Source organism: Candidatus Woesearchaeota archaeon, from assembly GCA_003694805.1.
In the GTDB taxonomy this organism is placed as follows: Archaea; Nanobdellota; Nanobdellia; order Woesearchaeales; family J110; genus J110.
In genome coordinates, this window is sequence record RFJU01000134.1 from 1 (window position 1) to 3,657 (window position 3,657).

Genomic DNA, 3,657 nt, shown 5'->3' on the forward strand with positions numbered 1-3,657 from the left:
AAAAGAGCGGCCAATCATTGGGGAGAATGATCGTGCGGAAATGCTTGCTGCCTTAGCGTGTGTTGATTTTGTCACTATTTTTGATGAGGAGGATCCAAGAGCGTTTCTAAAAATGGTGAAGCCGCACAAGCACGTGAAGTCTAGGTCAGGATATTTAGGAATTGAGGAAGAAGTGGTTCGGTCAGGAGGGGGTGAGGTAGTTCTTGTGGATGATATCGGAGGAATTTCAACGTCGGCTATTATAAAAAAAATACAGGCGTTGCCTCACGATCGCCCGTAACCTTTAAAAGCAGTTTCTTAATGCTCTTGTTGTGGCGCGCACGTAGCCAAGCGGCCTAAGGCGCCCGCCTGCAGAGCGGGTATTCCCCGGTTCGAATCCGGGCGTGCGCTTTTTTTTGGTAGCGATGTCTTTTGTGTTTTTTTGGCGTGTGGAGGGGGGCGTCCTTGCTGGGCTGTTAGGGGAGGAATCGTTCTTTTTCTGCTTTGGTTGGTGTTCTGCAGCTTCGTTGTTTTCCGAAGACTTTGTAGCGGATCTTTGTTATCAACCAGTAGAGCGCGTCGCGGATGAAGCGGGGAATGATGAAGAGCACGCTCCAGAGGGGTTTGAGCTTCCCGGTCTGGTAGAGGATGCGCAGGACGGCGGTGCTCTTGGTATGGATGCCGACGTCATCAATTAAGACAATAGTTTCTGTGCTGGGGAGGTGGTAGTGTTTGGCGGTTTTGCCGGTCAGGGGGGCGAAGAGGAAGGTGTCTGTTCTCTTCTGGACGTAGGTGATGAACTTGTTGCAAAGGCCGCAGTACCCGTCGAAGAAGATGATGGGTCTCATTGTCTTGCGAGGCGTACGAGCCCTGCGATGCAGTCCTCCCCGGTGTAGTGAGCGATGGTGAGGGTGGTGTCTGTTGTCCAGTAGGCGAGGCAGGAGGCGGTGTTGATGAAGATTCCTTCATGGGGTGTGAACCCTGTGGCTTTGTTGATTGTTGCTTGGAGGTGGCGTTGTGTGTCAAAGGTGTAAGCATAGATGGTGGCGTCGGGGTGGAGGGTGATGCTTGCGGTGGCGAGGCCGGGGGTGCCAAGGGGTTTGAGGGCGCGTTTGCTGTACTTGAACGTGGTGCCCCGGGGAGTGCGTTCTGGCAGGGGCGGCAGCGATGTTGGTTCTTCAGACGTGGCGCTTCCGGCGCCCTGCGGTGCTGGGCTTTGTTCTTCTTCCTTTTCCTCTTCGCCGTGAGCAGGAGCAGTTGGGTCTGTGTTTTTTGTTTGTTCTTGAGGGGGTTGCGTTGGTGGTGAGTTGTCCTGGGCTGGTTGTTCTTGGCCGGGCGGGTTTGCCTCGAGAGGCGCGAGGAACCTGTCTGTTGCGAGGGTGAGGAGGTAGAAAACGAAGAGGTTGGCGAAGATGATGGCTGCTGCCATGATGAATGCGCTGTTCTTTTGGATGCCAAAGAAGGTGCTGAAGAGAAAGAGGAGGATGACGAAGCTGACGATGACTGACACGACGATGTTTTTCGCGCTGGCACCTTCAGCGCCGGCGAGGGCGAATGCGCCGATGATGAGGAGGAAGATGGCAATAGTGGTTGCTCCGAGCCCCAGCGTTTGCCAGAAGGTTTCGTTGCTTCTGAGCTGGAAGAGGTGGCTGGTCGCCCAAAGGATTGCTGTGTTAAGGAAGAGGAGGAGCCAGAGGAGGAAGAGGAGGATGCCTGCTGCTCTCCCTTGACGTGGCGTTGCCATGACGAGGGCGATGAACGGGGTGATGATGAAGATGAGTTTCCACAAGCGCGAGGCGTGGGTTTGGTCTTTTACTTTCGCGTGGGGTTTTGGGACGCGGACCTTGTGGTATGCTTTGGGGTCTTTTGGTTTGCGACCTTTATTTCTCGGGTTTTGTTTTTGTGTTTGGCTCTTGCTTTGTTCTCTTGCGAGGAAGACCTCTTTTGCTTCTTGGATGATGGCTTCGCTGAACTTGTTGTGCGAGAGCTTTGAGAGGGCGTAGTGGAGGTCGCCGCCTTTCTTGATGACTGCTTCAATGTAGGCTATGCATTGTTCAAGGTCGGAGCGCATGGTGAGTTGAGTTACCTGCAAGGTTGCCTGCTTTGCTCATTTTTAAACTTATTCTTTTTTTTGGGCTGTGAAGGCGACGCCGCCTCGCGCGGTTGGTTTTTCTTTCAGGCCCGGAGAACGTAAATATCTGTGGTTCCTGAAGCAAGGTATGAAGAAAGTAGATTCGAAACAAAGGGGTGCTTTTGCCGTTGTTGCTGCAATTATTGTTTTATTTTCTGCGATGTGGAATCCGATGGTTTCAGTTGTGGTTTCTTTTGTTGCGCTCGTTTCGTATGGGATCTATATGTTTGTGCAGGAGTAATTCCTATTTGTCGGCTTCTTCGGCTGTGCCGCTCCCTTGGCCATGATGTTAGTTTTCATCGAGATTGAGCCATAGAAAACAGGAGGGAGTGCTTTCTTTAAAGTATTCTTTTAAGTGCTTCATAATAGTTATTCAGTGCTAATTCCGAGGTTGTTTCGTGATTGGTGTGGTATTCTGTAGTTGGGAGTTGTACTGTCGCGCCATTGAATTGCCCGTTGGTGTGTTGAATAATTCTTCCTAACTCTGTGTTCCCAAGTTTCTTGGGTTTTGTACCTTCTGGTAATTGCGTATTTTGAACGTTAATAACCTCGTCTTTCATTTCATATAGTATTCCTTGAGCATCACAAGCCGCCCTTAATCTTCCAACAAGATCTGGATTGAATTCTCCGTTTTCATCTCTGTTTCTCAATACAATCAATCCTTCTGAAATAGCTCTTGCATCTTCATAGGGTGTAGTGTCTAGTGTGATTATTTCTTTTGTTGCGGTATGGTGAGATTGCAGATAGTTTGCAATGTGTTGCCAGCTTCTTCCGATTTCTTCTTCTGTTGCGAAAAGTAATGTTCCATCAAAACCGTCTTGAACCAGCTGATACGCAACAGCCACGCTTATTGCATTGTCAATTTGAGATGAAAGTGTGCTTGCCTGTTTAATTAATGGGGAAACGTACGCGATAGGTGTTCCTGCTGGCAAGCTGCTAAGACCTTCAATGTCAAAGGTCAAGTCTTTAGCGTCAAAATCATAAAAAAACCCTTTTACTATTCCGTCCGCTATTCTCCTTCCTTGTGCGTCATACGCATAAACCGCTTCATCCACAAATCTTTGTCCGGATTTCTTAAATATCGCCTCAGATGATTTAATGTTCTCCCCATGCTGTTTTTTAGCATTAAAAGCGGCGTATTCGGGTTTTCCTTGCTCGTTTACTACTATGCCGTGCCTGTCGATGTGAGCGGTAACGATTTTTGGGCTTCGCATTCCTTTCTTTCTAACGATAAGAATTCTGTCTTGTTTTTCAACATCATAGCCAGAGGTATTAAAATCGTCTGCCAAATGATTCATAAACGGATGCTCAAATCCGACCACTGCCGGTACATCCAAATATTCAGCAGTTTTTGAGATGATGTTCTGCAAGCTCATACTGCGGTAAGGAAAGATTGTTGATATTTAAACATTTCGTTTGTAGTTACTGGCGAGTGGTTTCGGCGTAAAGAAAGCGCTCCTTTCATTCTGCCTCTTGATTGGTCACTGTGTTCGCTTGATAGTGCAGTCTTTTTTCTGAACTTTGAGTTTTTCTTCCGCTTCGCCACG

At 48.6% G+C, this 3,657-nt stretch carries 5 protein-coding genes and 1 tRNA gene; 3 read left to right on the forward strand and 3 right to left on the reverse strand.

All coding sequences use genetic code 11. The annotated features are described in order from the left end of the window. Nucleotides 1–280 (forward strand): hypothetical protein (locus D6783_05115; GenBank protein RME52346.1); only part of this gene is annotated, 280 nt, incomplete at its 5' end. A 36-nt stretch (nt 281–316) separates the two neighbouring features. After that, a tRNA-Cys gene (locus D6783_05120) sits at nt 317–390 on the forward strand. A gap of 65 nt (nt 391–455) precedes the next feature. Here the strand turns inward: D6783_05120 and D6783_05125 are convergent. Together D6783_05125 and D6783_05130 are read right to left on the reverse strand one after the other, a co-directional pair. Next, on the reverse strand, nt 456–827 hold the full coding sequence (locus D6783_05125) for a DUF393 domain-containing protein (GenBank protein ID RME52347.1): 372 nt from the start codon (nt 825–827) through the stop codon (nt 456–458). Then, on the reverse strand, nt 824–2,050 hold the full coding sequence (locus D6783_05130; protein RME52348.1) for a hypothetical protein: 1,227 nt from the start codon (nt 2,048–2,050) through the stop codon (nt 824–826). The genes D6783_05125 and D6783_05130 overlap by 4 nt, the downstream gene beginning before the upstream one ends. Nucleotides 2,051–2,117: 67 nt before the next feature. On the opposite strand from D6783_05130, the gene D6783_05135 reads away from it, so the two are divergent. Next, nucleotides 2,118–2,351: a hypothetical protein gene (locus tag D6783_05135; GenBank protein ID RME52349.1), complete on the forward strand. Its 234-nt coding sequence runs from the start codon at nt 2,118–2,120 to the stop codon at nt 2,349–2,351. 97 nt (nt 2,352–2,448) lie between these two features. Here D6783_05135 and D6783_05140 read toward each other — a convergent pair whose 3' ends face one another. Continuing rightward, entirely contained in the window at nt 2,449–3,486 is a 1,038-nt protein-coding gene (locus D6783_05140) for a hypothetical protein (protein ID RME52350.1), read from the reverse strand. Between the last annotated feature and the right edge of the window lie 171 nt (nt 3,487–3,657).

Excerpts from the sequence above, each read along its gene's own strand:
- D6783_05125 (RME52347.1), bottom strand. The coding sequence starts at position 827 with ATGAGACCCATCATCTTCTTCGACGGGTACTGCGGCCTTTGCAACAAG.
- D6783_05130 (RME52348.1), bottom strand. The coding sequence starts at position 2,050 with ATGCGCTCCGACCTTGAACAATGCATAGCCTACATTGAAGCAGTCATC.
- D6783_05140 (RME52350.1), bottom strand. The coding sequence starts at position 3,486 with ATGAGCTTGCAGAACATCATCTCAAAAACTGCTGAATATTTGGATGTA.